This window comes from Pedococcus sp. P1_H8, from assembly GCF_056405175.1.
Genome location: NZ_JBFUCP010000147.1, coordinates 1 through 505, shown reverse-complemented (window position 1 = coordinate 505; position 505 = coordinate 1). Strand labels below are relative to the sequence as shown.

The window sequence follows — 505 nt, the reverse complement described above, 5'->3', positions numbered from 1 at the left end:
CTCCTAGCTGCTGCAGGCCGGGGATCTGGGACAGCCCGGGGATGTCCGAAAGGCCCGGAATCAACGGTGCTGCTGTCGGTTTCGGCTCTGCCTTGGCATCTGCGGGTGCGGCCGGCTTAGGCTTCGGACTGGCCAGCGGGTTGCTCGCCTGCCCGGCAATGCCCGCCGACTTCCCGAGGGCGCCCTCGACGCCGCCGAGGGTGCCGCCAAGCGCGGTGCCGGTGAGGAAGCTCGAGTCCAACCGCTTGTTGGTCATGTCGATGGTCATCATCAGGTTCGCGTAGTCGCCCCGGACCACCTGGTCCAGGTTCTTCATCGGGAACGGGAAGGTGAGCAAGACGGAAAGCGCATTGGTGAGCGCGTTTCCGGTACCGGCGAGCTGGTTGAGCAGCGGTGCCAGGGAATGCAGGTTGGCCTTCAGGTCGTCCCCACTCTGGTTGATCACCCGAGTCGCGACGTCACTCAACTCACCCAGCGAGACAAGCGCATTGGTGAGGTTCTGCCG

Annotated in this window: 1 pseudogene; it reads right to left on the bottom strand. The window is 65.1% G+C overall.

The annotated features are described in order from the left end of the window. Positions 1-505 (bottom strand): annotated as a pseudogene (locus AC1DYG_RS19305) (hypothetical protein); the annotation flags it as partial.